Raw genomic sequence first — 25,753 nt, 5'->3', positions numbered from 1 at the left:
TCAGGGATCGACTTGCGCCATCATCTCTGAAATCGTCTCCGGCCGCCGGGCATAGCGCTGAGCCAGCACCGCGCAGACCATCAACTGAATCTGATGGAACAACATCAACGGCAGAATCAGTACACCGATGGTGCTGCCAGCAAACAACACCTGGGCCATTGGCACGCCGGTGGCCAGGCTTTTCTTCGAACCGCAGAACAGGATGGTGATGCGGTCTTCCTGGTTAAAACCAAAAACCTTGCCCGACACCGTAGAGGCCACCAGCACCAGCGCCAGCAATACACAACAGGCCACCACCAGGCCACCCAGCTCCCACAACGGGATCTGGTGCCAGATACCTTCGTTGACCGCTTCACTGAAGGCGCCGTAGACCACCAGCAGGATCGAGCCCTGATCGACGAACTTCAGCCAGGCCTTGTTGCGCCCGACCCAGGCACCGATCCAGCGACGAGCGATTTGCCCGGCAACGAACGGCAGCAGCAATTGCACGCTGATTTTAATAATTGCGTCAACGGTGGAAGCGCCGTCACCCTGCACGTTGAGCAGCAAGGTCACCAGCAGCGGTGTCAGGAAGATGCCGAATAGGCTGGAGGCCGCCGCGCTGCAAATCGCCGCGGGGATATTGCCGCGGGCCAGGGACGTGAAGGCAATCGCCGACTGCACCGTGGCCGGTAGCGCACACAGGTAGAGCATGCCCATGTACAAATCTTTGCCGATCATCGGTGACAGCAATGGCTTGAGCGCCAGACCCAACAGCGGGAACAGCACGAACGTCAGGCTGAACACCAGCAGGTGCAAGCGCCAGTGGCCGGCACCGGCGACGATGGCCTGGCGTGAGAGCTTGGCACCGTGGAGGAAGAACAGCAGCGCAATGGCGAGGTTGGTCACCCAGCCGAAGGCCACGGCGGTCTGGCCGCTGGCGGGCAGCAGCGAGGCGAGGATCACCGTGGCAATCAAGGTCAGGGTGAAGTTGTCGGGTAAAAAACGAGGGCGGGTCATGAGCGGTTCTTCCAGGGGTTGCCAAGAGCGTCATGCCGACTCTAACGTAACGGCCTGTTACCGACTAACGCCAACGAGCCAGTAAATGCCGCCTAAAGGACATGAACAGACCGTCCGCCGCACAATTCCCGGGCTGTCCAGCCTGCCACGACCGGTGTACGGCCGCACCGAATCCCTGCCCAATCGCGCCCTCACCCGGCGCCACAGCCACCCGTGGGTGCAGTTGTCGTATGCGATTTCCGGGGTATTGGAGATCCAGACCAGCGCCGGGCGCTTTGTCGCGCCACCCCAGCGCGCGGTATGGATCCCGGCGGGGATGCCGCACCAGGTGTTCAGTTCGCCGCACACGGAGATGCGCAGCCTGTACCTCGATTGCAGCGTGACCGGTTGGGCGGCCGAGCGCTGCCAGGTGTTGGCCGTAAGCGATCTGCTGCGCGAATTGATTCGTCGTTTCAGCGAACTGCCGGTGGCGTATGTCGAGGACGGACCAGATGGGCGACTGGCCCAAGTGCTGCTGGACCAATTGGCCGCCGCGCCGCAGGTGGACTTGATGCTGCCACTGCCGCATGACAGTCGCTTGCGGCAGATATACCGTAGCTTGAACCTGCGTCCGGAACAGTCGACCACGCTGGGACAATGGAGCCAGAAGCTCGGCGTCAGCGAAAAAACCCTGAGCCGATTGTTCTTGAGCGACACCGGCCTGACGTTCCGCGCCTGGCGCCAACGCTTGCGACTACTGGGCGCCCTGCCCGCCCTGGAGCGCGGCGAACGGGTGACGGACGTTGCACTGGGGTGTGGCTACGAGTCGATATCGGCGTTTATTGCTGCGTTTCGCCAGCAGTTCGAAGCCACGCCGGGGGAGTTTTTCCGTTAATGTCCAAGTGTTCATGGAAAAATCCCCATAGCCGCCGTCCGACTGGTATCGTGCCGCGCTTTGAAAAAACTGCCGTAGACCTGCGAGGAAACGCACCGTGAGTACTGATGCCAAAATGACCGGGGACCTGTTCGAAGTGGACAAGCGCCTGTCGCTCAAGCCCGTGGTGGACTTCAATAGCTACCTGCTTGCCGCCTTCGGTGATGGCCCATGCACGTGCGTACGCTGTGTCGCCAGCGCCGGCGACGAGAGCGGTTACGCGTATCAGCACACCTTCAACTTCCAGGGCCAGGTAAGCAACCGCCGCTTCGCGTCTACTGCCGCCAGCGATGTGTTATTGGCATTGAAGAAGGCCTGGTTGTCCTATACCAAGGCCGAGTTGCCCGGCAGCGGTGATCTGGCGCTGGAAACGCTGAAGGAGTTTGTCGAACCGCAGTTGCACAAACGCTTGTTGCCACTGTTGCTGGCCAGTGGCCTGGTCAAGGACGTTGACGGTGCGTTGCAGATTCAGGCAGTGGTGGCCTGAGCATCCCGTAGCCAGTGCTCAGCGCTCTGCGCTGAACCACTCCCGCCGCTCTTCAAACGTTTTGAGCAGCATCGCCACCAGCATCTCTACCTCTTGCGGATGCGCAGTCGCGGCATTGACCGCCATCCACACCTGGCGTTGCATGTCCTCGCCAAACAATCCGGGCAAGGCGGTCAAGCCTCGGTCGAAAAAACTCATGTAGCGCGGCAGCAAACCAATACACGCGCTGCATCGAATCATCTCCAGCATCAAAGGATACGCCTGCACCTGCACCACTCCCGCTACGCGTTGCTGCACCAGCCGGTTCCACGGCTGCAACGCGTCGACCAGGTAGTCAGGCTGCCATTGCACCAACATGTAATCCATCAGGTCATCAATACTGTCCGGACGCGCCGCCAGGCGCGAGTAGCGTTTGGCGATATGCGGCAGGTACTCCAGACGCGCCAGGGCTTGCGGTGGATGCGTGACGAAACGCGGCCCCGGTTCCGGCGAGTCGATGGCCCCCAGCCACAGCACCACGTCCGCTTCAACGGCCTGCAATGCCAACGGGCTGTCGATGGACACAATATCCAGGCGTATACGGGCATTGCGGCGCAGTAGCGCGATCAAGTCACGCCCCAAGATGTCGTGCAGGATCGTCTCGGCAACCGCCAGGCGCATCAGTGGTTGCTCCTGCACCGGCAAGCGCCGCTCGTGGACCAGGGCGATCAGTCGGGCCTGCAACTGCTGGCCGTCACGACTCAAGGTAAGCACGTTGCCCTGATAGCTGAACAGCGAGCGTTGCATCTGCTCTTCCAACTGAACCAGCCGCTTACGCAACAACGTCGCCTTGATATTCAGACTGCGTGCCGCCTGCATGAAACAGCCACAGCGGGCACTGATCAGGAAGTACCCCGCCACTTCGGGATCGATCGAGGTCGCCAAGGCCAACCAAGCCTCGCGTGGTTCGCCGGGCGAGCGGTACGGCAGCATGCCTTGGGGGGTGCCGGGCTCTGGATAGTCCATTGGAAACTCCCTGTCTGATGGGTCTGTGCATCCATGCGTACCGCAGCGCCTTACTCCAGCACTTTGTTCAATTCGGCGCCGTCGATGCTCAAGGTGGCGGTATTGAGCATGCCTTCCAGGTAAGCCTTGGCTATCTGTTCCTGACGTTGCTCCCGCAGGGCTTGCGTCAAGCGTTCGCGCAGCTCGTCAAGGCTGGCGGTACGCGCCGGTTGTTGCTCGGTGACTTTGAGTACATGGAATCCGGCCGCACTCTGGACCGCGTCCGAAACGGCGCCCGGCTTGAGACGAGAGACCACGCCACGCACCTCCGGCACCAGTTGCTGCAAGGGTTGCAGACCCGAGTCGCCACCGCGCTTGGCGGTGCCTTCGTCCTGGGAGTATTGGCTGGCCAACGCGGCGAACTCATCAGGCGCGGCCTGGGCCCTGCGACTCAGCTCCTGAGCCTGGCGTCGCACCGATTCAACACGCTGGGGATCACCGACCGCCAGGAAGATCTGGCTGACCCGGTACAACGCCGGCGTTACCCATTGCGCCTTGCCGCTGTCATAGGCCTGCTGCAATTCGGCGGCGCTGGGGTAATCGGCGGGTACTTGGCTGACCGACAACATGTAGTCGCGAAACACAATCTGCTCGGTGGCGGCACGGGTTTGCTGCTCCACCTCGGGACGCTGGCGCCAGCCCTGGGCGTCGGCCTGTTCCAGCACGGCTTTCTGCGCCAGGCGCGAGCGAATCCAGGTTTCCAGGGCGCCACGGTTACCCCGCAACTGCTCGCGAGACTCAGCCGGCAGGGTCGCCAGCAACGCTTTCAGCTCCGGCAACGCCACCTGCTGATTGCCCAGACGCGCCACCGCGAGGCCTTCCGGGAAGGTGTCAGCGGGCGGTTGCTGGGCGGCCACCGGATCACTGCCTGGGCGCAAACTCAAGCCCACCGCCACCACCAAAAGGACCAGCGCACCCGCGCCGACCACCAGGGTTGGTTTTTTCACAGGGCTGGCGCCTCTTCGCGAGTATCCACGGCAGCTGCCGCCTCAGGCTGGGTCTGAAGTTGCGCGGCGCTCTGGCTGTATTCACGCAGATAGACAATAAACTCCTGCAACAGCCGGTCCCACAATTCCAGCTGACTGCGCAGATGCAGCGCGCCAACACCGGCCACCACCACGTCCATTTCCATCAGCAGGAATTCGCCCTGCAATGACAGGCGGGCAAAACGTCGCGACGCATTCCACGCTTGCGCCAGACCTTCAGGCAACTGGCCTTGAACCCGCAGTGCGCAACTGTAGGTGAAGTCTACATAGCTGCCCTGCTCCGTCGCCGGGTTGCCGAAACGCACAGCAAAGCCGATGCCCTGGCTGGCGCTGAGCAACTGCACGATGCCGTTCTGCTCGGTCTGATTGACGCGGTAGCCAGCTTCTTGCAGCAGTTCGGTCAGGCTCTGGGTGGTCACGCTGGTAATTAATTCGCTCATGCTCATCTATTCCTTGTTGATCAGTGGTTGAGCGCCGCCTGGGGCGCATCAAAACGGCTCTTGTACAGCTCGTCGCCAAAGCTTTGGGCCAACTCCTCGAACTTGACCCGCGCACCACTGGCGAACGGTTGGCGAATGCTCATCACCTCGGCCACGTCGATTTTTTCGTAAGCTGCCAGCAGTTCCTGGGCGACGCCGTACATCTGTTGATTCTTGGCCGAACATTGCTGCACTTGTGTGTCACGCTCGGTCAATTGCGCTTGCAACCGTGCGCGCTCGGACTCTTTGCCACGCGCCAGCACCAGCAGCTCTTCATAGGCCTTCTTGAACTTGCCGGTCTGTTCCGCGCTGGCCGCCACCTGCGCTTGAGCCTGGCTGTGCAAGGCTTGTTGTTGACCAACCAGTTGCTCAGCCACGCCGCGGGTCTTGTCCAACTCAGCCGTCAATTGCTTGATCTGCGCCTGCGCTTGTTTGGCCTGGTTTTCGGCGGCGACCCGTGCGGCGCTGGCCTGCGCCTGCTCACTTTGCAGGGCCTGCAACTGGGCGGTGGTGCTGCGTAACTGGGTGCGCAGACGCTCCTCCATGCCTTCGGCCGAAGCGCCCGTCGCGGTCAGGCTGGCGATGACCAACAACAGTCCGCCAATTCGCATGTTCATGGGTATTCTCCCGGCGCGTCAGAAGCGCGTGTTGAGTTCCAGTTGCATGACGTCGACCTCGAACGGCGCGCCATAGACTTCCGAGGCACTGAGCCAGCGTGCGCTGGCGTAGATGTTCTTGTCGATGCCGTAGTTGCCGCCGATGAAATAGCCCTTGGCGTTGGTGCCGCCGAGGTGGAACGACGAATCGTTGAAGCCGTCCGGCAAGGCATCCGGCTGGATGTACTTGTAGCCGGCCAACAGGTTCCAGTCGCCGGCCTTCTTCATCTCCAGCGCGCTGCCAAGGGTGAACTGCACCATCAGCGCGTTGGCGCCACTTTCAAACTCGCCGTTGCGGTTGATGTTGTTGACGATCTGGCCTTCGCTGCGCTTGAGCATTTCGCCCTTGTCGTACGCCAGGTTGTGAATGAAGTTGGTCTGGCTGCGCAGCTTGAGGTCTTCGGGCAACTCGGCATCCCAGACCAGGTTCAGGTCCAGTACATCGAACTTGGACGCCAGGCCCACGTATTGCGGCTGTGGGGTCAGGCCCGGAGTCGCAGGGTTGGCGCTGATGTTGCGCAGCAGGAAGACGCTGTTGCCCTTCTGCATGAAGGCCACGCGCGAACCGTCGGTGTCACAGCCTGGCTGCCCGGCCCACGGCGAACACGGACTGGAGCGCTGGCCTTCGATGTCGTCGAAACGGTAGTAAGCCAATGCGCCCTTGAGGCTGTTGCTGCGGTTGATCTTCCAGTTGGCGCCGATCTGCCCGCCGAACAGCCACTTGTTGTCACTCTCTTCCTTGTCGAAGCCGTTGCTGCTGGCGCTGTCGGAGCTGTACTCGACCGGGAACGCGCCGAGTGTGCCGAACACGCCTCACTCGTTATTGAGGGTGTGGTTGAAGATCGCCGCCACGCCGTCGAAGTTGAGGTCGCCGGAATACATCAAGTCGGTGGAATAGAACGGGTTAGCAATCCGCCCGCCCGTCAAGGTCAGGTCCGGGGAGGCTTTCCAGCTCAGGTAGCCCTGGTCCAGCCAGATGTCTTTTTTGCCAAAACCACCGCCCAGGGTCTGGGTGGTGGACACCGGGTTGTTGTCGGAACCAGTGCCGATGCGAATGCCGGCGGTCCATTGCGGCGAGATCAGCGCTTTCATGCCCAGGCGCGCCCGCAGTCGGAACAGGTGCTCGCGATCTTCGCGGGTATTGAGTAGCGGAGGCAGCCGGGTGTTGGTGTCTTTGTTGACGTCGTAGGGACCGTTCTCGTTGAGCTTGGCGTAATCGACGATTTCGTTGCTGTTGTTACCCGAGAAGTAGCGCGACTCGTCCCGCAGGCGAATGTCGCCATCGAAACTGATGCGCGATACCCAATCGGGGAACGTATTGGGCTGGGCCCAGTTCTCCTGCTTGGCGGTGGCCATGACCTCGGCCTTGACCTGATCGCGAATCTGATCGCGTACCGCTGCCGGCACGTACTGCACCCGCACATCCCCCGGCGCCGTGGCCGGGCCGGCGGCAACCGCCGTTGCAGCACTGGCCTGGCGCGCCTGCAGCGCCTCTTTTTCAGCCTGGGCGATCAGCCCTTCGGCCTGCTCCTGCTTGAGCACACCTTGCTGTACCAGCAGGCGGATCAGGTTGATCGTGGCGTTTTCCGAAGGCACGGCCGGAGCGGCCGTTACCTGGCCGACCAGGGTCGCGATGACCATGCCGACCGCCAGGGTCAATCGATTCACGTGGGAAATCATCTGCACACAACTCCTGTAGAAAACTGCAAAAAGTTTCGATCAATCCGGGCGCCGGCCCTTGAGTGACAGGCGCACCGGCAAGGTCAGCGAGGCCGGTGTGCGCTCTTTCAAGCGCGGCGTGGCTCGCAGCGCCGCCAGCACCTGCGCGTCGGTGTCGGCATCGCCGCTGGACTTCACCAACTCGGCGCGTGTCACCTCGCCATCGGCGCTCAGCCACAAATCGGCCTGTACCGCGTAGGCTTTCTTGCGCAACTGCGGGTCTTCACGCAGCAGGCGCTGGAAAACCCCGGCCAGGTACTGCTTGAAGGTGCCCGTGCCCAGACCGCCACCTGCACCGGCCATGCCGCCGCCCTTGCCGGCACCGACGTTGAAACCGTCGTTGCCGGCCTGGGCATCGCCGTCGATCTGCATCGGGTTAGCCAAATCGTCGGCGGGACTAGGCGGCGCTTCTTCGGCAGGCTTGACCTCTTCCGGCGCGGGCGTCGGTTCAGGCTCGGGAATCGTTTCCTCGACCTGAGGTTCGGGTTCCTTGGGCGGTTCCGGTGGCGGCGGTGGTGGTGGTGGCGGCAACGGGATGATCATCGGCACCTTGGGCGCTTCACGCCGCACGCCACTCATGTCATTGGCCCATTGCCAGAGAAACCAGGCGGCCACGGCCCCCAGCAGCAAGCCTGCACCCCATTTCAGCGGGCGCAACGGCGACTTCTTCACCGGCGTTGGCGGGTTCGGCATCTGTGCGGTCATGGTCAGCCCTGGCTCGGTTTGCCGGTGACCAGCCCCACCTGGGACAGCTCCAACCGGCGTAGCAAGTCGAGGACCTCGATGACTTTCTGGTACTGCACCAAGGCATCCCCGCGCACGATCACCGGGAACTCCGGGTTCAAGGCTTTCTCGATGCGCAGGCGCTCTTCCAGTTCACCCAGGGTCACCGGGTACGCGTCAAGGAACACCTGGCCGCCATCGTTCACCGAAATGGCCTTGGTCTTGGCCTCGGACAACGACACCGAGGCGCTGGCCTTGGGCAGCTGGATCTGGATTCCCGAGACCTGGGCGGTCGCGGTAAGGATGAACATCACCAACACCACCATCAGCACGTCCACCAGGGGCGTGATGTTGATGCTGTCGACGGCGGCGTCATCGTCATCGTCGTGGGAGGTATTCACAGAAGCCATGACGTTCCTCCTCAGGCCGGTACGTTGGCGTGATGGCCACGTCGATGGGCCGCTTCACTGGATTGGCTCTCGCCGTGCATTTCCGCCAGCCGGGTGATGAACTCATCGACAAACACCCACATATCCGCGCTGACTTCCTTGTTGCGGGTGATCAGGCGGTTGTAGCCAAACAGTGCCGGGATCGCCACGAACAGGCCCATGGCCGTCGCCAGCAACGCCGCCGCCATGCCTGGGGCAATCGCGTTGATATTGACGTCACCGGCCATGGCCGTGCCGAGGAACACCACCATGATCCCCAGCACGGTGCCCAGCAGGCCGATGTAAGGACCGCCGGCAATCGCGTTGGACAGGGTCGAGAGTTTGGCGCTGAGCATCTGGTTTTCGCGGGTACGCACGCCGTCCATCGAGCAGCGGATAGCTTCGATGGTCGCCGCCGAGACTGACGAGGTGTCGGCGCCCTGGGCCCGACGGGTGCGAATTTCCTGGACCGCCACCCGATACAGGCGCCACAGCGAAGAGTGGGTCAGACGCTCGGCCAGCACGTGGTCGTCGTAGTACATTTCCAGGCGCGTACCAATTTGTGCGAACTCCTCGCGGAAGATTTCATTGGCACTGCTGACGCGGCTGACCATGCGGTTTTTGCGGTACATGATGAACCACGACTGGATCATCATGCCCACCAGCACCAGGATGATCACCCAGGCATCCACCGGCACGGCTTTGAGCAGGAAGCCGAGACTGCCGAAACCGAAGCCCGACTGTTCTTCATCCACCCCGTAGGCCACCAACTTCGACTCCGCGCCCTGGGCGTTGGCGTCGGCCAGCAACAGGTTGGCTGAACGCGCTACTTTGGACAGGCGCAGTTCATCCATCGCACCGGAAAACGGCAGATAGCCGCTGGCGGCCTCCGGCAAGTCGGCACCCAACAGCAACTGCGAATTGAACGCCGGCATCCCCAGCGCCAGGCTCGCGGTCTCGCGACCGTTGACGTACAGCGTCACGCTGTTGCCGACCGCGGTAAACGCCAGGTGCTGCCATTGACCCGGGTTCAACGGCTGGGTCGAGACCGCGCGCTGACCATCGATTTCCACAAACGGCGTGCCCTCGTTCAAGCCCAGCAACAGGCTGCTGGTACCTTCCCGCCGGGCCAATACGACTTGTTCGCCAGCGGCTTGATCCAGGCGCAACCAGGCACTGAAGGTAAATGCGCCTGCGGCGCTGTGTTGCAGCGACGGGCTGGCGGGCAGCACCATTGGCTCGCCGCTGAACTGCAAGGCACGACCGATCACCCCGTCGATGCTCGCGCCGGTCGCGTTCAGTGCGGTATTGCCATAAGCCGTGGTGTCACGTGCTGGCGTACCGTTGGCTGTGTCGAAATGGTAGAGCGCGATGTAGTCCGGGTCGAAGGTCAGTTGACCATTGGCCGTGGCCGGAGCTTTCTGGTTGCCGTAGTACATCCAGATGTCCTGACGCTGGGCACCTTCAATCTTGGGGACGTCGACCCAGATCAAGGCCATGCCCATCAACGGGTCGAAACTCTCGATCTGGTGATTGAACACGGTCTTGTCATCGGCGCTGACAAAGCGCAGGTCAGCGCCGTCGTCCTTGACCCCGTCGAAGGTGAAGTTGCCGGTGTGCAGGCGTATCAGCAGCGCCGTGCGCCCCAGCGCCTGGTTGATCGCCGCGCCTTGAGGCGTGGTGTCCACCGAGATTTGTTTACGGTAATGCCAATCGTCCTGCCACCAGGCATGGGCGGTGGCCGGGAGCGCGAAGCCCAGGCAAATCAACAGGCTCAGGAATAGGCGTTGCATGTGAAAGGTTCTCCGGAAAAAAGGGTCAGAAAGTCGCCTGCACACTGAAGTGCAGTCGCGAGTCCTGTTTCTGGGTGTTCGGTCCATTGAGCAGCGGGTAGCCCCAATCCAGACTGCCGGACAGCCATTTGCTCAAACTGGCGCGGGTGCCGAGGCCAACACTGGCCAGGCTGTATTCATCTTCCTGCTCGGGCAGCGGATCGTGCAGACGCAGCCGCGCACCTTCGGCGAACGCGTAAAAGCGCCACTCCTGCACATAACTGCCGAGAAACTTGGCCAGGGACGGCGTGCGCAGCTCCTGGGACAGCAAGTAGCCCTCATCCCCGGTGCGTTCGGCGGCCAGGTAACCGCGTATCGAGGTGGCGCCACCGGCGGAGTACTGCTCGTTGGAAACCAGCGGCCCGGAGGCCAGTTGGAAGCCGGCCTTGGACGCCGATTGCCAGTCGCCCTTGAAGGTGTAGGTGTAATTCAGGTCGCCCTTGAGTGCGGCGAAACTGGCGCTGGCGTTCCAACGCTTGGCGCTGAATTCTTGGTCATCGCTGCCATAACCGAAAAAGGCACGGGTGCCTACCACCAAATTCAGCCCCAGGCCCAGCTGTGACTGCTCGGTGTAGCGATAACCGTTGTAGCCAAAGGTCAGCGGGGCGTACTTGAGCGGGACCTGATCGCTGCTGGCACCGAACTGCAGGGTTTCATCGAAGTCCTTGAAGTCCACGCCGACTGACAACGAGTTGGCCCAGTTGCCGCTGGCCGGCAGGTTGTAGATCGCCGAAACGCCATAGGAATGGCCCTTGCCCAACACGTTGCTGCCGCCGATGGTGGCAATGTTGCTGTCGGACTGGTAACCGGAAAACTGCAAGGTCCAGCGTTCGTTGAGCGGCGCACTGTAGGAGCCCGACCAGACCTTGGCGTTGTCGCTGTCCTGAGGCGCGGTGAAGTAAGTCAGAGAGACACTGTGGCCCAGTTGCCACAGGTTGTCGTAACCCAGGGTGGCGACACTGCGCAGCTTTTCGGTGTCGGCACTGTAGTCGTTGTTCAGGCCGAGGCTGGCGTGCCAGGGATTCTGGTCTTCGACTTGCAAGTCCACATCCATAGTCCCGGGGCGCTGGCCCTCGCGCACCAACGGCGTGACCTGACGCCCGGCGCCGCGATTGAGGCCGGCGAGCTGGTTTTGCACGGTGGCAAAATCCGGTACCGAACCCTCTTTCAACGCGGGCACTTCTTCGCGGATTTCCACCGGGGAATAATGCTTGGCGCCCACCACCCGTACGCGGCCGACCTTGGTTTCGCTGACTTGCAGGTAGACGATGCCATCATCGACCTTCTGCTCAGGCAGCTCGACGAACACCGACTGATAGCCGCGCGCCTGGTAGATCTTCTGTAAGGCATCACGGGCACCCTCGATATCACTCAAGGTCTTTTGCGGGCCGAGGAACGGGTACACCGCTTCCTCGATCGCCCGCGCGTCGAGCACGGTATTGCCGCGCACGAAATACTCGTTGACGTCCACCCGCCGCGCCGAGGGCTCGGGCTCCCCGCCCGCCTCCTCGGCCAACACCGGTTGCGCCAGCGCCCCCAATGTCAACCAGCACAGCGCCAGCGTTTGCTTGAACAGATACTCCACACCGCCCCCTGAATTACTGAAAATGTTCGCCTTCACTGTTTGCACAGCGTTCGGCCCACTCAATTGCTGGATGTCGAGGTGTTCGCGTGCCGTGCGAGCCAGGTGTGCAGCAAGGCGAAGTTCAACGAGAACTCCGGCGTGTGCAGCAAGGCACCACAGAACACTTCACCAATGATTTTCTGGATCAACTGCACCGCCCGCGGGTTGTTCAGTAGCGTGGCAATGTCTCGTTGCAGCACATGGATGCCCCAGACACGCTGGTTCAGGTCCAGGCCGACGAACCAGCGGAACAGCAGGTTGTAATTGAGTTGCTCATGTAACTGCTGTTCGCTGGGAACCGAGTAGAGCAATTGCAGCAAGAGGACTTGCAGCACGGTACGCGGGGCAATTGACATGCCTGGCTCGGCAGCGAAGGCCTGGAGCAGGTCGCGATGCTGGTCGAGCACGTCATCGATTTGCGGGCGCAACAGCATCAGCGAATGACCGGCCGGAATGTAGCTCGACACTTCCTTCAAAGCGCCTTGCCAGTCGTCCTGGGAGACAATCCAGACCCAGGGTGCGCCATAGCGATAGACCGACACCGGCTTTTTGCGAGCGGCTTCGACAATCTTTGACAGGCGCTGGTCGAGTTCCTGCATGCCCACTTTCGAGTAACGTTCCATAGTCCCCATCCGCCCTGACTCCTGGCTCTTGCTATCGGCTGAAAATCGCCTTGCGGCGTCCTTGAGCGCGTTACATAGGCAAGACGGAAGGGGGTGAGGACTACCGAACTTTTGTCACAAAAGCTTCATTCACAGAAGCCGCTGTGGCGAGGGGGCTTGTCCCCCGTTGGGTTGCGCAGCAGCCCTCAAATCAGTCACCGAGGAGCGCCTGATACACCGCATGCCTCTTTATTGGGGCTGCTGCGCAGCCCAACGGGGGACAAGCCCCCTCGCCACAAAGGCCGGTTTTTTTTGCGGCAGAACACTCATTCAGCTGTCAGGCAGAAAGCAAAAAAAAGGGGCGATCATTGATCGCCCCAAACTCGGTACAACAAGCGTTGCTCTTGACTGCTACAAACTGATTTGCCGCCGCTCCTCTTCCGTCAATTGCGCCCTGGCCTGGTCACTCAACGAGCCCGCCCCCAACACCTGGACCGGACTGTCCGGGTCATACGCCGGAGCGCTGCGGGCCTCCTCCTGACCGCGCCGCACCGGCTCGGAACCAAACCCCAGCACCTCGACGGTGACAATCGACGCCCTGCCCTGGCGTGCCGCCGCCTGCTGGTTACGCGCCGCATCTTCCGCCGCCTGGGACGCCGCCGCTCCCGCCGCGCTGGCGGAACTCATGGCCGCGGTGTTCACCGCCGCCGTCACGGGCACTCCCGACGATTTGCCCTGGGTCTGGATATTCGCCGCATTCACCACCTGCAACGCGGCAATGTTGATATTACCCGAGACGCGAATCCCCGCTTCCCCGGCGTCAATCGTGCCCAGCGGCGCGATCAAGTCGATATCGCCCGCGGGCACCTCGGGGATCGGGTTAAGCGTGGCAATACCGGCACCGGTACTCGGCACCGACGGCGACAACGCCACATTGCCCCAATCGTCGTAGGTACGACGCGGCGGCGAGTACACGACGGTGGTCTTGGAGCCGCGACCGGCGTTGATATCGCCCTGCGCCGACCAGCCCATGATCGAGCCACCAAAAGTGGTCATGATCCGGCTCTGACCAAGCAAGATACTGCCCATCGAGTACAACTGAATATCCCCGGCGCCTTGGGTGATCACCCCCGCTGAAGCCGGTGGCGCGTCGCCCTCGATGCCGAACGTCTGGCCTCCGCCCGGGGTGAGCATCTGGATCGAGCCGCCAAAGTTGGTGTGTACCCCGGCACCGCCAAACAGTGTGATATCACCCTTGTAGGCAATTGCATTGCCGGCCACATCCTTGTCCGGGAACAACCCCGCCACCGCCGCCCGACCACGCACGTAGCTGCCCTGACGCACGCCGCCCTCCTGGTTGTACTCGCGGCCGGCGGCCTTGAGTTCGGCGAAGTACACCTCACGGGCAAACACCCGCTGCTGCTCCGCCGGCAGTGTCGCGTAATACGCCCGTGCCTGTTCGCTGTCCCCGACAAAGCCGAAGCGCTCGGAAAGCCAGTCGACCAGTTCGGTTTCATAGGTCTTGGCGACTTTTGTGCCCTCAAGCTTCAAGGCTTCACCGACCTGCAGCAGGTTGTCCGGGTTGAGGTAAACCTCGACAAAACGCCGGTAGTCAGGACCGTTCGGCCCCACGCCCGCTTGCATGACAATGCCCGCGCCCGGACGGCTATCGCCTGGCACCACCGCGCCGAGGCTGGTGACACTGACCTGGTCTTCCATGCGGATATCACGTCCGGCGCTCAGCTCAAGCAGGCCGGGACCCGCGACCTGGAAGTTGCTGAACAGGATGTCGCGTCCGGCGGAGACAATCGAAATATCGTTGGGATTGTTGTGGATGAACAGGTTGCCGTCAGCGGCCAGGTTGTTCTGGAAGTCCTGAGCACCAAAAATGCGCCCACTGCTGACGATGTCCCGACCCGCCATCATCCATACCGGCCCATTGCCCTCGTACCAGGTCTGCCCGGCGTGGCGGACACCCAACGTGTCGTTAAAGGTGATGACACGCCCACTGCTGACGCCCAGCAGATCGCCGGTCAAGGCATAGAAGCGCACCGGTTCCGTCGGCACGTGGGCCGCCGGCGAGGCGCTGGCAGAACCAAATACAAATAACGGCAGAGGGTTGGCGTTATCCGAGCTGCCATTGGATGACAGGTTGCTGTCGACGATATTGATACTGTCACCAAGCCTGCCAACGAACGCCGGTTGCCAAGGCGTGGCCATGATCCCTGGATCGGCCGCCGACAACGCGGCAAACATGCCGCCGGCGTAGATCGAATCATGGGCGAGGAACTGCAACTGACTGTTGGTCCCCGGCGCCAGCAACAGCGGGAGGCTGTAAACGGTATCGAACTGAACCGATGCGCCCGCCTTGCCGTAGTAAAAGCTGCCACTGGCTGCAGTCGCTCGAAGAATCGACGGATACACCACCGCCAGATCGGAAGCCCGCGCTTCGGTGTTGGGGGTCAAGTTGCCCCCTGCGGAAAACAGGTCGATGGCGGTACGCTCGGTCCACAACGAGAACCAGCTGGTACCCGGACCGTGTGCTTCGCCGCGCACGAAGGCGGAGCTGTTTGGCATTAACACCCGGCCCGGATCGAGCACGTTTTGCAGCGTCAGGTCACCCAAGGTCGCCAGGCTGAAGGTGGCATCGCCCGGCACCAACGTTATACCGCCCGTCGCCAGCCCACGGGTGGCTTGCAATGGATCGAGCGCACGGGTTTCGCCAGGGCTGTGGGTGCTGATCAGACTGCCGTACTGCAACTCGACCTGGCCCATGGCACCGCCAAGCACTCGGGCATTGCCGCGCAGGTTCACCAGCGAACCGTTCAGGCTACCCGTGGGAAGCTTACTGTCAGGGTTCAAGGCACCCCCGATGCGCACCCGCAAATCGCCGCCGCCCGTCACCTGCAAGCTGCCATCGCTGGCCACCCGACCTGTACTGCCAACTGCCAGCACCAGCCCCTGGCTGCGCGGGTTGGTGATAGGCGACATGATATTCCCGGCCATCGGGCGCAGCACTCCGGCGTCACCTGCGACCTGTACATCCAGGTCACCACCGCCCAGGGTACCGAAGCCGGTAAAGCCGACTAATTGGTCAGCCGTGCTGGTGGCGGTGTAGCTGCCGAAATTGATCCACCAGGCGCTCGGCTGAGGTGCCCCGCCCGTATCGACAGTGCCGCTGCCCTGACGCCACAGCCAGTTACCCACACTGGCCGAATCCGTTCCGGCATCCAGCGGGTTGGGCCGGCTCAAGGAGGTCAATGCCGCGACAACGTTACCCGTGAGGTCGCCGCCGACATTCAGGCTCAGGTTGCCGCCCGCCTCCGGGTACCAGGCTCGATACAGGCTGGTGGTGTCACCGTTCACAAACTGCTCATAGTAGCTGTGGGTGTCATTGAGCACGGTATCGCCGCGTCCCAGGGCCTTGGGTTGATTGTAAGGATCACCCTCGTAGGTCGTTGTGGAGGAGGTACCGGCGGTATAAACCCCATACAGCGAATCCATGCTCAGGTTGCCGGCGCTCAGCAATTGCAGGTCGCCAGTGCCGGTACGGATCACGCTGAAGCGCGTGCTCGATGGGGCGGGTGCATATTCCTTGGCGTTCTGGGAAAGGCAGTAGTCAGGCGTCTCGGAGCAAAAACCATCGACCGACGGGATGCCAAACTGATCCAGGAACGCCTGATCGATCGGTGTCCCGGCCTCGACGATAATGCCGCTGTTGGCCAGGTCTTGTTGCGCATACTCGGTCCAGACAAAGTTGGATTTGGCGGCGCAGAATTCCGGCGTATCGGCACAGAAGGTCTCAATCGGACCGCCGCCCAATTCGTCGAGGATCGCTTGCTCAATCGGCGTGCCTGCCTCGACCACCACGCCCAGGCTCAACAGCACTTCAACCGACGCCGCGGTCCACGTCCATATGGTTTTCGACGGCAACTCTTTGGCATACATGCCGTAATGACTGTCCGCCAGACGCAGGTCGCCGGTGCGCGGATGAGGTTGCAGCAGGCGACTGTCCGCCGCCTCGGTATCGGCACCTGCCACCAGGCGCAGCGACCAGGATTGCGAACCTTCGGCCAACATCGGCGCAATCGCCCATTGCTTGCCCTGGCGTCCCGATTCCTCAGGCCGCAGTTGGATTGACTCGGCTCCGTTCTGCAACTTGACGTTGGTGCCGGAAGGGATCAGCGCGCCCCGTGGCAACAGCATGTCGCGGTCCAGCGTCACCACGTTGAGTGTGGGATCCAGCGCCTGGAAGTTCTGCGGCAGCGGTACGCCTTTGGGCCAGGTCAGGGCCTTCAACAACGTATTTTCGGTCAGCAGGCTGCCCGCTTCCAGTTGCGAACCACCCACCAAGGTCTGCGCCTGGTTAAGTAAGGTCCCCGCTGCGAACAGCAGGTTGCCGGCGCTGTCGAGCACCGCCGCCGCCAGCACCGTACCGGCAGGCAGCACCAGGTCCTGGTTCAGGGTCGCACGCACCGGCAATCGGGTTCCCGCGCTCACGCCGATGTCGGCGATCGGCAAGTCGTAGTTCAGCACAGCGCCCGCCGGGTAGGCCGTGCCCTGCGCGAGGGTCACACCGTGTCCAGGCACGACGATATCGCCGCCGGTAAAGTCGATACCCGGCAACAGCACCCAACCCTTGTCATCCACGGTTTCCGGTGGTGGAGCAAAGCCGTCGTTGATACTGCCGTAGATGTTCAAGTCGCCACCCGCCCGCAGGGTCAGGCTGCCGGATTCGCCGGAACCGTACACCGCGCTGTCCTGCTGGCTGTGCGAGTTGAGGCTGGCGTAACGGAAACCGGAAAGGTCCAGATCACCCTGCACCACCAGATCGCCATCCGCGGTATTGCTGACGATTTCAACACCGGGCCGCAGGTGGAACGCGTCGGCATAAGTCGCGTTGTTCAGGCCGGCAAGCTTGTTCTGCAACAAGTTATTGTTTTGCAGGGCGGCATTGATGAACTGCACACTGGCCTCATGCTTGCCCTGCAAATAGTCCTGAGTGATTTCCTGATAAGGACGACCGCTGGCGGTAGGATCGTTTTTTACCGGGGCATCGTCGTAGCGGATCATGCCGTTAAGGGTGATCGAGCGAGCCCCATCGATAACCAAACGTCCGCTGGCGTCGATGGCGATGTCATTGCTGGAGCCATCGGCATTGATCAAGCGTGGCGCATTCAGCTCCAGAGTACCTCGACTGCGCCCGTCGTTGCCCGTCGCGGTGCTGGTGCCGTGGCGCAGGTCGATGCGCACGCCATCGGCCAAGGTCAGAAGGCCGTCGCCGGAGCCCAGTACCACCATGGCCCGGTTGGGTGAGTCGATGATCTTGCCGTAGCTGTCGACCCGAAGTTTGCTGCCATGGGCGTCGAGCACCGCGCCGCTGTCCAGGGTCAGGCCATTGCTGGCCGCCAGGTTGATGCTACCGACCCGCTCGCCGCTGGCATCCACCAGGCCATTGACCCGCAGGCTGCCGTTGTCTATCGACACGCTGATGCTGCTGGCTTTGAGGCCATTACCGATGGTCAAGTCGCCCTGCTTGAGCTGGAAGCTGCGGGCGCCGTAAACCTGGCCATCGTTGAGACGCTGATTGAGGGCGGCGAATTGCTGATCCAACAAGCCGCTGCCGCCCAGGCGCCGAGCCTGGATTTCCACGCTGCCCGCCAGGTACGGCATCAAGGTGCCGCCCGCCTCGTAATAACCGCTGCTGCCTCCGAGGATCTTGCCCTGCAAATCAACAATCCCGCGCGTCGCATCCAGCGCCACGGCCCGCAGTTTACCGGCCTGGTTGTTCTTCGCGGAAATGTCGATGGTCGATCCCGCGCCCTGCAGAATGTTGCCGCTGCGACTGTCGAGCAATACTTCGCCGCCCCAGCCGTACTGGGTCACATCGTTGAAGGCAATGGCGCGTCCGGCGACGTCGATCAATGAGGTGTCGGTCAGTACCACGTCACCCCGGGCGCCGAGGCTGACCTTACCGCTGGGCAGCACCACCGCGCTGGCCAGGCGGATACTCTCGCCCTGCAAGGACAATTGCGCCCCATGACCGGTGACGGTGCCACGTGCACCGGCCGAAGCCCGCACATCGATCGCGCCACCTGCGGTCATACGGTTGACCGAACCACCTTCGCCCGTCAGCAGCGGCGTGAGGATATTGAGATTGCCACCACTGTATTGGAAGCCCTTGACCGGGTCATACGCGCCCTGGCGCTGATAGACCGACAGGCTGCCCTTGTGGTTGGCGGTAATGCGCTGACTGGCGTTGAGGTTGACGTTGGCAAAGCCCAGGGCCAGACGATCAAAGGTCTTGGTGGTGCTCGGCTGGGCAAAGGCGCCGTAACCGAACTCAATGCGCTCGGCGTTGATATCCAGCCGCCCGCCGCCGTTGCCGGCACCACCGGCGATCACCGCGCCGGGCGCGCCCTCGGCGCCCTGCCAGATCAAATTGGCGGTGTGGATGCTCGCCACGTCGGCGGTGGTCCCGGAACCGTAAATCGCCGGCGTGGACAGCAACAAATTGCTCAGGCGCGACTTGCCGGTCTGCGCATCGTAGGTATCCAGCGTGCTGGTCCCATAGAAATTGAGCGCTTGGCCGGCGGACAACTGCAGGGTTTCCAGGGCCGGCGCGCCGAACTGGGTATCGCCGCGCAGCAAACGATCCAGCACCTGCTGGTTAAGGGTCAGGCCGGCTGGCAGCACACCAGCGCTGGCCGCGGCGGCCAGTGCTTCGGCGCTGCCCACATTGATATTGCTCAAGGCCAGGGCCAGATGGCGGGTGCCATAGCGCACCTGATCATCGAGTTCCAGGGCCTGGGTGGTGGCCGCGACAATGCTGCCATCGGAATAGATCGAGGTCTGCCCCAGGCATCCGCCGGTGGTGCACTGACCGATCCGGATCGCGCCGAGTTCGACCTCGTTGCGATTGTCGTAAGGCAGTACATTCAACAGACCGTTGGACACCGCGAGCATATTTGGCGCGCCGCTGTAGACGAACCCGTCACGGGCATCATAGGCCGCAGCACCCTGGCCGAGGGTGTTGATGGAGGCGCCCTGCTCGACCACGATATCGCCGCTGCCGGACACCAGGATCACCTCCGGCGCCTTCAGCGTCGCACCCTCGCGCAGCACGATCGAACCACTGGGCGCGTTGAGCCCCGAGGCGAAGGTCACGATATTGCCGCCCTGCCCATACAGCACCATCGACAGCCCACCCACCAACAGGCGTTTGGCGCCCAGCGCATTGAGGCTCTGGGCATCCACGGTCAGGCCAGTGAAGTCTGGATCGAGGGGGCTGCCGGCATTAATGATTTGAGTGGTGGAGCCTTCACCGCTTTTTGTCAGGTTGATCACTGCAACCGTGCCGCCATACCCTCCGGTAGCGGCCTCGAAGCGCCCCTTGCCCTTGAACGAGAACGTTTCGTTGCCGCCCCCGGCGGATAAGGCCAGCTTCAGGGTCTTGGCGTCCACCGGCAGCAACGGCCGTGGCACGCCGAGCCTGGCGGCGTCGGCCACGGCGAATTGGGCATAACCGGTTTCGTTGTACTGCGAGTAGCGACGCAAGGTGTCGGCCGAGGTCAGGATCACCTGGCTGGTCAGGCTGTTGCGGATGTCGGTATGGATAATCGACAGGCGCCCGGCGGTGGACCAGGAACCGTTGCGCATCGGCGTGGCAGCCGCATCACTGTCGGTTCCGGCCAGGCCGTTGAGCTCGACGCGGAACGCCCCCGGCATCAGCGCGTAAGTGGACGGCAACAAGGTGTAAGTGCCAGCCGGAAGGCCCGGCACGCCGGCCCCGAGGGTGATTTGCTGGCCAACCAACGGGGTGTTCGCACCGCCTTCACCGGCCACCGGCGCGTACCCCGGCTGGGCGCCCGGCACGATGGCATACACCGGGTTGGTCGCCAGCCCTGGCAGGACAAAGCCACCATTGGCGCCAAACTGTACCAGGGGGTTGTAGCGCGCATCGGTGGAGCCACCGCGCCCGGCAATAAACCCAGCGCCGAGCAAGTCACCGCCACCCGACAGGTCCAGGGTCGCCTCGGGCAATACCGCCACCGACTTGCCGCCCAGGATCACCCCGACCGTCAAGTCGCCGTTACCGATGACCACGCCGCCCTGGCCGACGAATTTCACGGTCTTGCCGTTGTAGCGATAAACCTGGCCGTCCACCGTGCCGCCGTAAGGCAACACCAGGCCCTTGCCACTGACCGACGTGAGGCTGCCGGGTAGCAGTTCGACTTTGGTGCTGCCCAGGTTGCCGATTTCGATCAGCCCCAACGGCGCCTGCAACACACCACCCTGCTTGATCGTCGCGGCGCCCAGTTGCAGGCGACCGAATACCGAGTTGGGGGCCACGCCGCTGGTGCTGCCGGTTCTTTCGATGGTCAGGGTGCGCGTCGGGTCGAATTCAATGGCTGAAAGCCCACCGCCGATCCGGCCCGCCAATACTTGGGCGGCGATCTCGCTGCCGGGGTAGATACGCGCAGCGCGCAAGGTCAAGTCACCGCCTGTCAGCAGCGTGGTGCTGAACCCCGGAGCAACCGTCACACCGCCATCGCGCCCGGCGAGGAAACGCAAATCGCCACGACTGTTGAGATTGACCTGATCGAAGCCTTGATTGAGGGAAAAATCGACCCGGTCGCGAATGTCCAGCAGGTCGCTGTCAAGCGTAAACACACCCTGGCCCGGCAACGACGAGGTCGGGATGAGTTCCGGCCTGAGGTAGTTTTCCATGCCGCTGCGGTCCGGCGCGAGCAGGCCACCGAGTACCACATGCGGCGCAGCCAGGTTGACCCGCGAGGTATTCGAGGCGCCCTCGGCCAGGTTCAACCTGGAGGAGTACAGCGTCAGGCTTTGTCCCAGGTTCAACGAAACATCGCCGGCGAAGCTCAGCGAACCGTTACTCAGCAGCGCCAGATTGTCGAAGCCGCCGGCTGTGACCTGATCGACACCCAGCCGGGCATGACCGTAGACCAACGCGTCTGCGGCGGCGGCGGCATTCTCGGGCAGCGCTTCAGCCTGATGCGACTGGCTGAGGAGCAAATCGCGACCCTGCAACACGCGCTCAGATGCCAGGCCCTTGACGTAGAACGGCGCCTCCAGCGCCACCGCCAGACGCCCACCCGCCGCGCCTGCGCCACCGGCCTTGGCGACAAAGCTGCCATCCAGATACAGGCCGTTATTGGAAGCAAAGGCAATATTGCCGCCGTTGCTCGCCACCCGGGTCGAGCCCTGGCCGGGAATATCCAGCAGCGCCTGGCTGCCCGAAGCATCCAGGCGCGCCCCCTCACGCACCACCACAAACAGATCACTGGCCTTGGCAATGCCGGTCGCGGGATCGATATCCCCGCCGATCGTGATCTGACCGCCGTTGCGCACCTGGCCATACACGCGACCTTGGTTGTCGACGGCCGTCACGGCCCGCGCGGCCACATCGATCAGCGCTTGCTCACCGACCCAGATCGAACGGCCATGCCCGATGGCATCGAGTTTCTCGGAGACCAACGGCACCGTCAGCCCACCGAGACTGACACTGCCACCCCAGGCGTTGAGAGTGCCGTTGAGCGTCAGTTGGCCAACACTGTGCAGGTTGATCGCCTGGCCCGGATCAACATTGATCACCGCGCCTTGACCCACCGTCAATGCGGTGTTGGCCACTTGTTCCTCAGTGTTAAACGTGGTGCCGGCGGTCAGGCTCAAACTGGCGCCACGCCGCTGGCTCAGCACGCCTTGGGCGGCATCCTGCTGATAGAGCTCGGGCAGCCAACGCTCCAGGACAGTCGTCGGATCGCCGCCGCCAGGGGTCGTCAGCGCCTGTTCGCCGACCCGGTAGACCGGCATGTTCACATCGACCTGGGTGCCGTCTGCGACGATCAGCCCTTCATTGCCAGTGATGTCATAGGCCGAGAAACCCTTGTTGAAGAAATCACCGGCCAGTTGCAGGGTGTCGGCGTCTACGGTGCCGGCGCGCTCGCCGATCAGTACTTTCCTGGCCTGCAACGCCAGGGTGCCACCGCCGTTGACGCCATAACCACGAATATCACCGTCCAGGTCGAGCGCACCCAGTGCGCTCAAGGTCACGTTGCCGCCCTTGCCGCCGCTGATCTTGCCATCCAGGCCGACGCTCGCCCCGGAAGACGTGTCCACCCGACTGCCACTCGCCAGGCTGATACTGCCGGTACTGCGCAGCGACACCTTGCCACCGTTGACGTAGGCCAGGCCTTCGCTGATCGCTGGATCAAGCGGGCGATTGGTCCAGCGCCCGGAAGCGTCAAGCCTGACGCCTTCGGCAACCCCCACGCTGGCAGCGCCCGGCAGGATCACGTCGCCGGTGCCGCTGAGGTTGAGCTGGCTGAGCAGGTTACCGGCGTTGATACTGCCGCCATGTGCCGTGAGGTCCGCATTGATCGCGACCGCCGGGGCGAACAAGGTGATATCCCCGCCATCGGCGACCTTGAGCGCGCCATCCACCTTGATTGCCTCGGTGGCGCTGACTTTAATCGCGCCCAGTTGGAAGCCATTGAGTTGAGTGCTGTCGAGCACCAGCTTGCCCTGACGCTCCACAGTCAGGGGGCTACTCAGGTCCAGGCCGTCGGCAACTTTCTGCGGTTCAGCGTCGATCAGCACCTGCGTAGCCGTCGGCGTCAGGGAGTAACGCAGCGTGCCGGTGCTTTTGTTGAACACCGGGGTGTACTGGCCAATGATCAACTGTGCACGCCGGGCCAGAGCCTTTTGCGACTGCTGGTAGCCGTCGAGGTTGATATTCGGCGCTTGGGTCTGGCGATCGCCCTGGAACACGTCGCTGATCAACTGCCCTTCCAGCACCGCGCTGGAGGTACCGACCACCAGCTTGCCGGCATCGCGCCCCACGGTATAACCGGCTTCGTAGCGGCGCTGCGGGGCGATCAGCGGGTTGTAGTAATAATCGGTGCGCCCCCAGCGCTCACTGGTGTCTTCATAACCCTTGTAGAAACCGCTGTAGAGAATATCGCCCGGGGCTTTCGACACTTCGTAGAGGCGCCCGTCCGGGCCCTTGAGCCAGCTCTGGCGGATATAACCGCCCTGCACATCGACGGTGCCACCGGAGAGGTTGATCTGTGCGCCCTGCTGGGTCACCAGGTCCTTGCCGGTAAACGTCACGGTGCCGCCCTGGGCCATCCACTCCCCCACGGAATGACCCTGGGTGCCGAGATAACCACCGACTTCCAGCAGCCCGCCAGCGGTGTACCAGCGATCCGTTGCATAACCGTTGGTGCCTGCCGGGACAAATACCAATTCGCGCAGATCGACCCACACATCGTTATTGATCAACTGCCCGTCATCCCGATTGACCGGCGCATCGCGCTGCTCATTACCCTGAACATTGATCTTGATGTTGTTGGCTTCCATCGCCACCTTGACTCCGATGGCGCCAGAGACATCGACCATCGCGCCATCGCGCAACAGGCTACGCTGGCCGGCACTGACCGCGACCTGGCCGCCGGTGGCGAGGGTGATCGAGCCCTTCTGGAAGTCCACCGTGCCACCGCTGACAATCTCGATGCGCGACTGATCCGTGCGGTCGGCAACCTGGCTCAGGTGATTGAACTGCCCGGTGATCAGGTTGCTCGGCTGGCCATCGAGGTTGACCACGCCGTTGTCCCGCTGGCTGTCGAGGGCGGTGGAGCCGCTGCTGTCGAGCAGGATCGCGGTGGTGCTGCCCTCTCCCAGCGTTACGCTGCCGGTGCTGTCGGTGGCCGAGTTAAGCAGGTGAACAGTGCCGCGTGTGTCCACCGACGTGCTGGCCAGCGCTACACCGTTTTGCCGCACGGTATGCCCGGTCAGGGTGATATCGCCGGTCGAGGCCATGATCAGCCCGCTGTTGCTCACTGTACCGGCGGTGCTGTCTGGGTTAAGGCTGGTGGCCACTTCGTTGCCGCGCGTGGTGGATCGCGGATTACCGCTGGTGCCTTGGCCCTTGCGGATATAAAAACTGTCGCCTGCGGCCAACGTGGTCTGGCCTTTGGCGGTAATGATGGTGCCCGCGTTTTCGACTTCCGTGCCCAGCAGCAAGGCATAGCCGCCGGACTCGGTGGACTTGACCGCCTTGTGGGTCTGGATCACGGCGCCGCGCTGCACCTCGACCTTGCCCACCGCGTCGGTGAAGGTGGGTTGAGTGCCGTTGGCGTCGACATAAATCCCGCGCTGGGTGAACTGTTCATCGGTGATGGTCGCCGCCGCGGCGACCAGGTTACGCACGTTGACCTGGCTGCTGCCACTGAACACCACGCCGTTACGGTTCATGATCATCACCGTGCCGGCGCCCTTGATCTGCCCCTGGATTTCACTGGGCCGGGCATTCGGGTCGTTGACGCGGTTGAGCACGGCCCAATTGGATTGCTGCTGGAAATCGACAGTGGTATTGCGCCCGACGTTGAAGGTTTCCCAATTGAGGATTGCCTTGTCGGCGGTCTGCTCGATGGAGACAGTGGTCTTGCCGCCGGACTGGCTTTGCTTGGGGCCTTTGGCGTTGGTCCAGCCTTGGGTCAGGCTGTTGTCCACTTGCAAGCCGCCCTTGCCCAGGCCATCGGGAATGGTCGAGACCTGCCCCAGCGCGGCCTGGCGCCCGGCGGCTTGCGCCGCCTGCTGGGCAGCGATCGCGGCGACACTGGTGTTGAGGGTGCTCAAGGAGCGCTGCAGTTGCTGGTTGACTCGGGCCTGCTGGGACAGCGGCGGCGGCATCCCCGGCACCGCCGCGCCAGGACGCGCCGCCGTTGCGGCCTGGGACGCGCCTTTGGCGGCGAACCAACCGGAACTGAACGCCGTGGCTCCATGGGCGCTGCCCGCCACCATCAGCAAGGCGATTGCATGGGCCAGGGGCTTGAGGCGCAGGATCGTCTGGCCGCCTGGGCCCTGGGCATTCAACTTAACCGGTGGTTTGCAGCGGACCATCTGGAGTCATCCTTTTTTGTTGTTGCCGAAAATGCGCTTCAGGTATGGGGGTTAGGCAGTTGGCGAGAGAGCGGACTGAACTTTTGTCACGGAAAATTCATATGGGGACCCGGAAAGGAACCCTCTTCTGTAGGAGCGAGCTTGCTCGCGAAAAACCTGAGGACGCCTCGGGGCACCACACTCCCCGCGTCATCGTTAACGACTTTCACGAGCAAGCTCGCTCCTACAGAGAAGATGGAATGCGTGTGCGGAAAACAGGCCGTCGTAGTCCGATAGAGACCCACAGCAAATCCCTACAACGAAAAAATCAGCAACGGCAAAAGCCGTTGCTGAT

The 25,753-nt window shown here is 62.6% G+C and carries 13 protein-coding genes and 1 pseudogene; 2 read left to right on the top strand and 12 right to left on the bottom strand.

Going from position 1 to position 25,753, the window contains the following annotated elements; translation table 11 throughout:
* Positions 1 to 999 (bottom strand): bile acid:sodium symporter family protein, encoded by a 999-nt coding sequence (locus tag BLU75_RS08120; RefSeq protein WP_084377927.1) that lies wholly within the window; start codon positions 997 to 999, stop codon positions 1 to 3.
* An 85-nt stretch (positions 1,000 to 1,084) separates the two neighbouring features.
* On the opposite strand from BLU75_RS08120, the gene BLU75_RS08115 reads away from it, so the two are divergent.
* The gene (locus tag BLU75_RS08115) at positions 1,085 to 1,873 is read left to right on the top strand and encodes an AraC family transcriptional regulator (protein ID WP_084377928.1); all 789 of its coding nucleotides are present in this window, start codon (positions 1,085 to 1,087) and stop codon (positions 1,871 to 1,873) included.
* Between the two features lie 97 nt (positions 1,874 to 1,970).
* Complete coding sequence (locus BLU75_RS08110) at positions 1,971 to 2,399, top strand: hypothetical protein (protein ID WP_084377929.1); 429 nt, start codon at positions 1,971 to 1,973, stop codon at positions 2,397 to 2,399.
* Between the two features lie 18 nt (positions 2,400 to 2,417).
* Here BLU75_RS08110 and BLU75_RS08105 read toward each other — a convergent pair whose 3' ends face one another.
* The 11 genes and pseudogenes from BLU75_RS08105 to BLU75_RS08055 form a co-directional block, all read right to left on the bottom strand.
* Positions 2,418 to 3,404 (bottom strand): LysR family transcriptional regulator, encoded by a 987-nt coding sequence (locus BLU75_RS08105; RefSeq protein WP_084377930.1) that lies wholly within the window; start codon positions 3,402 to 3,404, stop codon positions 2,418 to 2,420.
* A 50-nt stretch (positions 3,405 to 3,454) separates the two neighbouring features.
* Positions 3,455 to 4,390: a peptidylprolyl isomerase gene (locus BLU75_RS08100; RefSeq protein WP_084377931.1), complete on the bottom strand. Its 936-nt coding sequence runs from the start codon at positions 4,388 to 4,390 to the stop codon at positions 3,455 to 3,457.
* A complete protein-coding gene (locus BLU75_RS08095) occupies positions 4,387 to 4,875 on the bottom strand; it encodes a YbjN domain-containing protein (protein ID WP_084377932.1) in 489 nt (162 codons plus the stop codon). The genes BLU75_RS08100 and BLU75_RS08095 overlap by 4 nt, the downstream gene beginning before the upstream one ends.
* A gap of 14 nt (positions 4,876 to 4,889) precedes the next feature.
* Positions 4,890 to 5,525 (bottom strand): DNA repair protein, encoded by a 636-nt coding sequence (locus tag BLU75_RS08090; protein ID WP_084377933.1) that lies wholly within the window; start codon positions 5,523 to 5,525, stop codon positions 4,890 to 4,892.
* Positions 5,526 to 5,543: 18 nt separating this feature from the next.
* Positions 5,544 to 7,244: pseudogene (locus BLU75_RS08085) on the bottom strand (putative porin).
* A gap of 39 nt (positions 7,245 to 7,283) precedes the next feature.
* A complete protein-coding gene (locus BLU75_RS08080; RefSeq protein WP_084377934.1) occupies positions 7,284 to 7,988 on the bottom strand; it encodes an energy transducer TonB family protein in 705 nt (234 codons plus the stop codon).
* 2 nt (positions 7,989 to 7,990) lie between these two features.
* The gene (locus BLU75_RS08075; protein ID WP_084377935.1) at positions 7,991 to 8,416 is read right to left on the bottom strand and encodes an ExbD/TolR family protein; all 426 of its coding nucleotides are present in this window, start codon (positions 8,414 to 8,416) and stop codon (positions 7,991 to 7,993) included.
* Positions 8,417 to 8,427: 11 nt separating this feature from the next.
* Positions 8,428 to 10,227 carry a DUF2341 domain-containing protein gene (locus BLU75_RS08070; RefSeq protein ID WP_084377936.1) on the bottom strand — a complete coding sequence of 600 codons (1,800 nt, stop codon included), beginning with the start codon at positions 10,225 to 10,227 and terminating at the stop codon, positions 8,428 to 8,430.
* A 25-nt stretch (positions 10,228 to 10,252) separates the two neighbouring features.
* Positions 10,253 to 11,851: a ShlB/FhaC/HecB family hemolysin secretion/activation protein gene (locus BLU75_RS08065; RefSeq protein WP_084378065.1), complete on the bottom strand. Its 1,599-nt coding sequence runs from the start codon at positions 11,849 to 11,851 to the stop codon at positions 10,253 to 10,255.
* A gap of 59 nt (positions 11,852 to 11,910) precedes the next feature.
* Complete coding sequence (locus BLU75_RS08060; protein WP_084377937.1) at positions 11,911 to 12,513, bottom strand: transposase; 603 nt, start codon at positions 12,511 to 12,513, stop codon at positions 11,911 to 11,913.
* 390 nt (positions 12,514 to 12,903) lie between these two features.
* Positions 12,904 to 25,419: a filamentous hemagglutinin family protein gene (locus BLU75_RS08055; RefSeq protein ID WP_090221409.1), complete on the bottom strand. Its 12,516-nt coding sequence runs from the start codon at positions 25,417 to 25,419 to the stop codon at positions 12,904 to 12,906.
* Positions 25,420 to 25,753: the final 334 nt, after the last annotated feature.

The sequence above is a fragment of the Pseudomonas mucidolens genome, from assembly GCF_900106045.1.
Taxonomy (GTDB): domain Bacteria; phylum Pseudomonadota; class Gammaproteobacteria; order Pseudomonadales; family Pseudomonadaceae; genus Aquipseudomonas; species Aquipseudomonas mucidolens.
The sequence above is the reverse complement of the archived record's forward strand: the minus strand, read 5'-3'. Positions and strand labels throughout refer to the sequence as shown.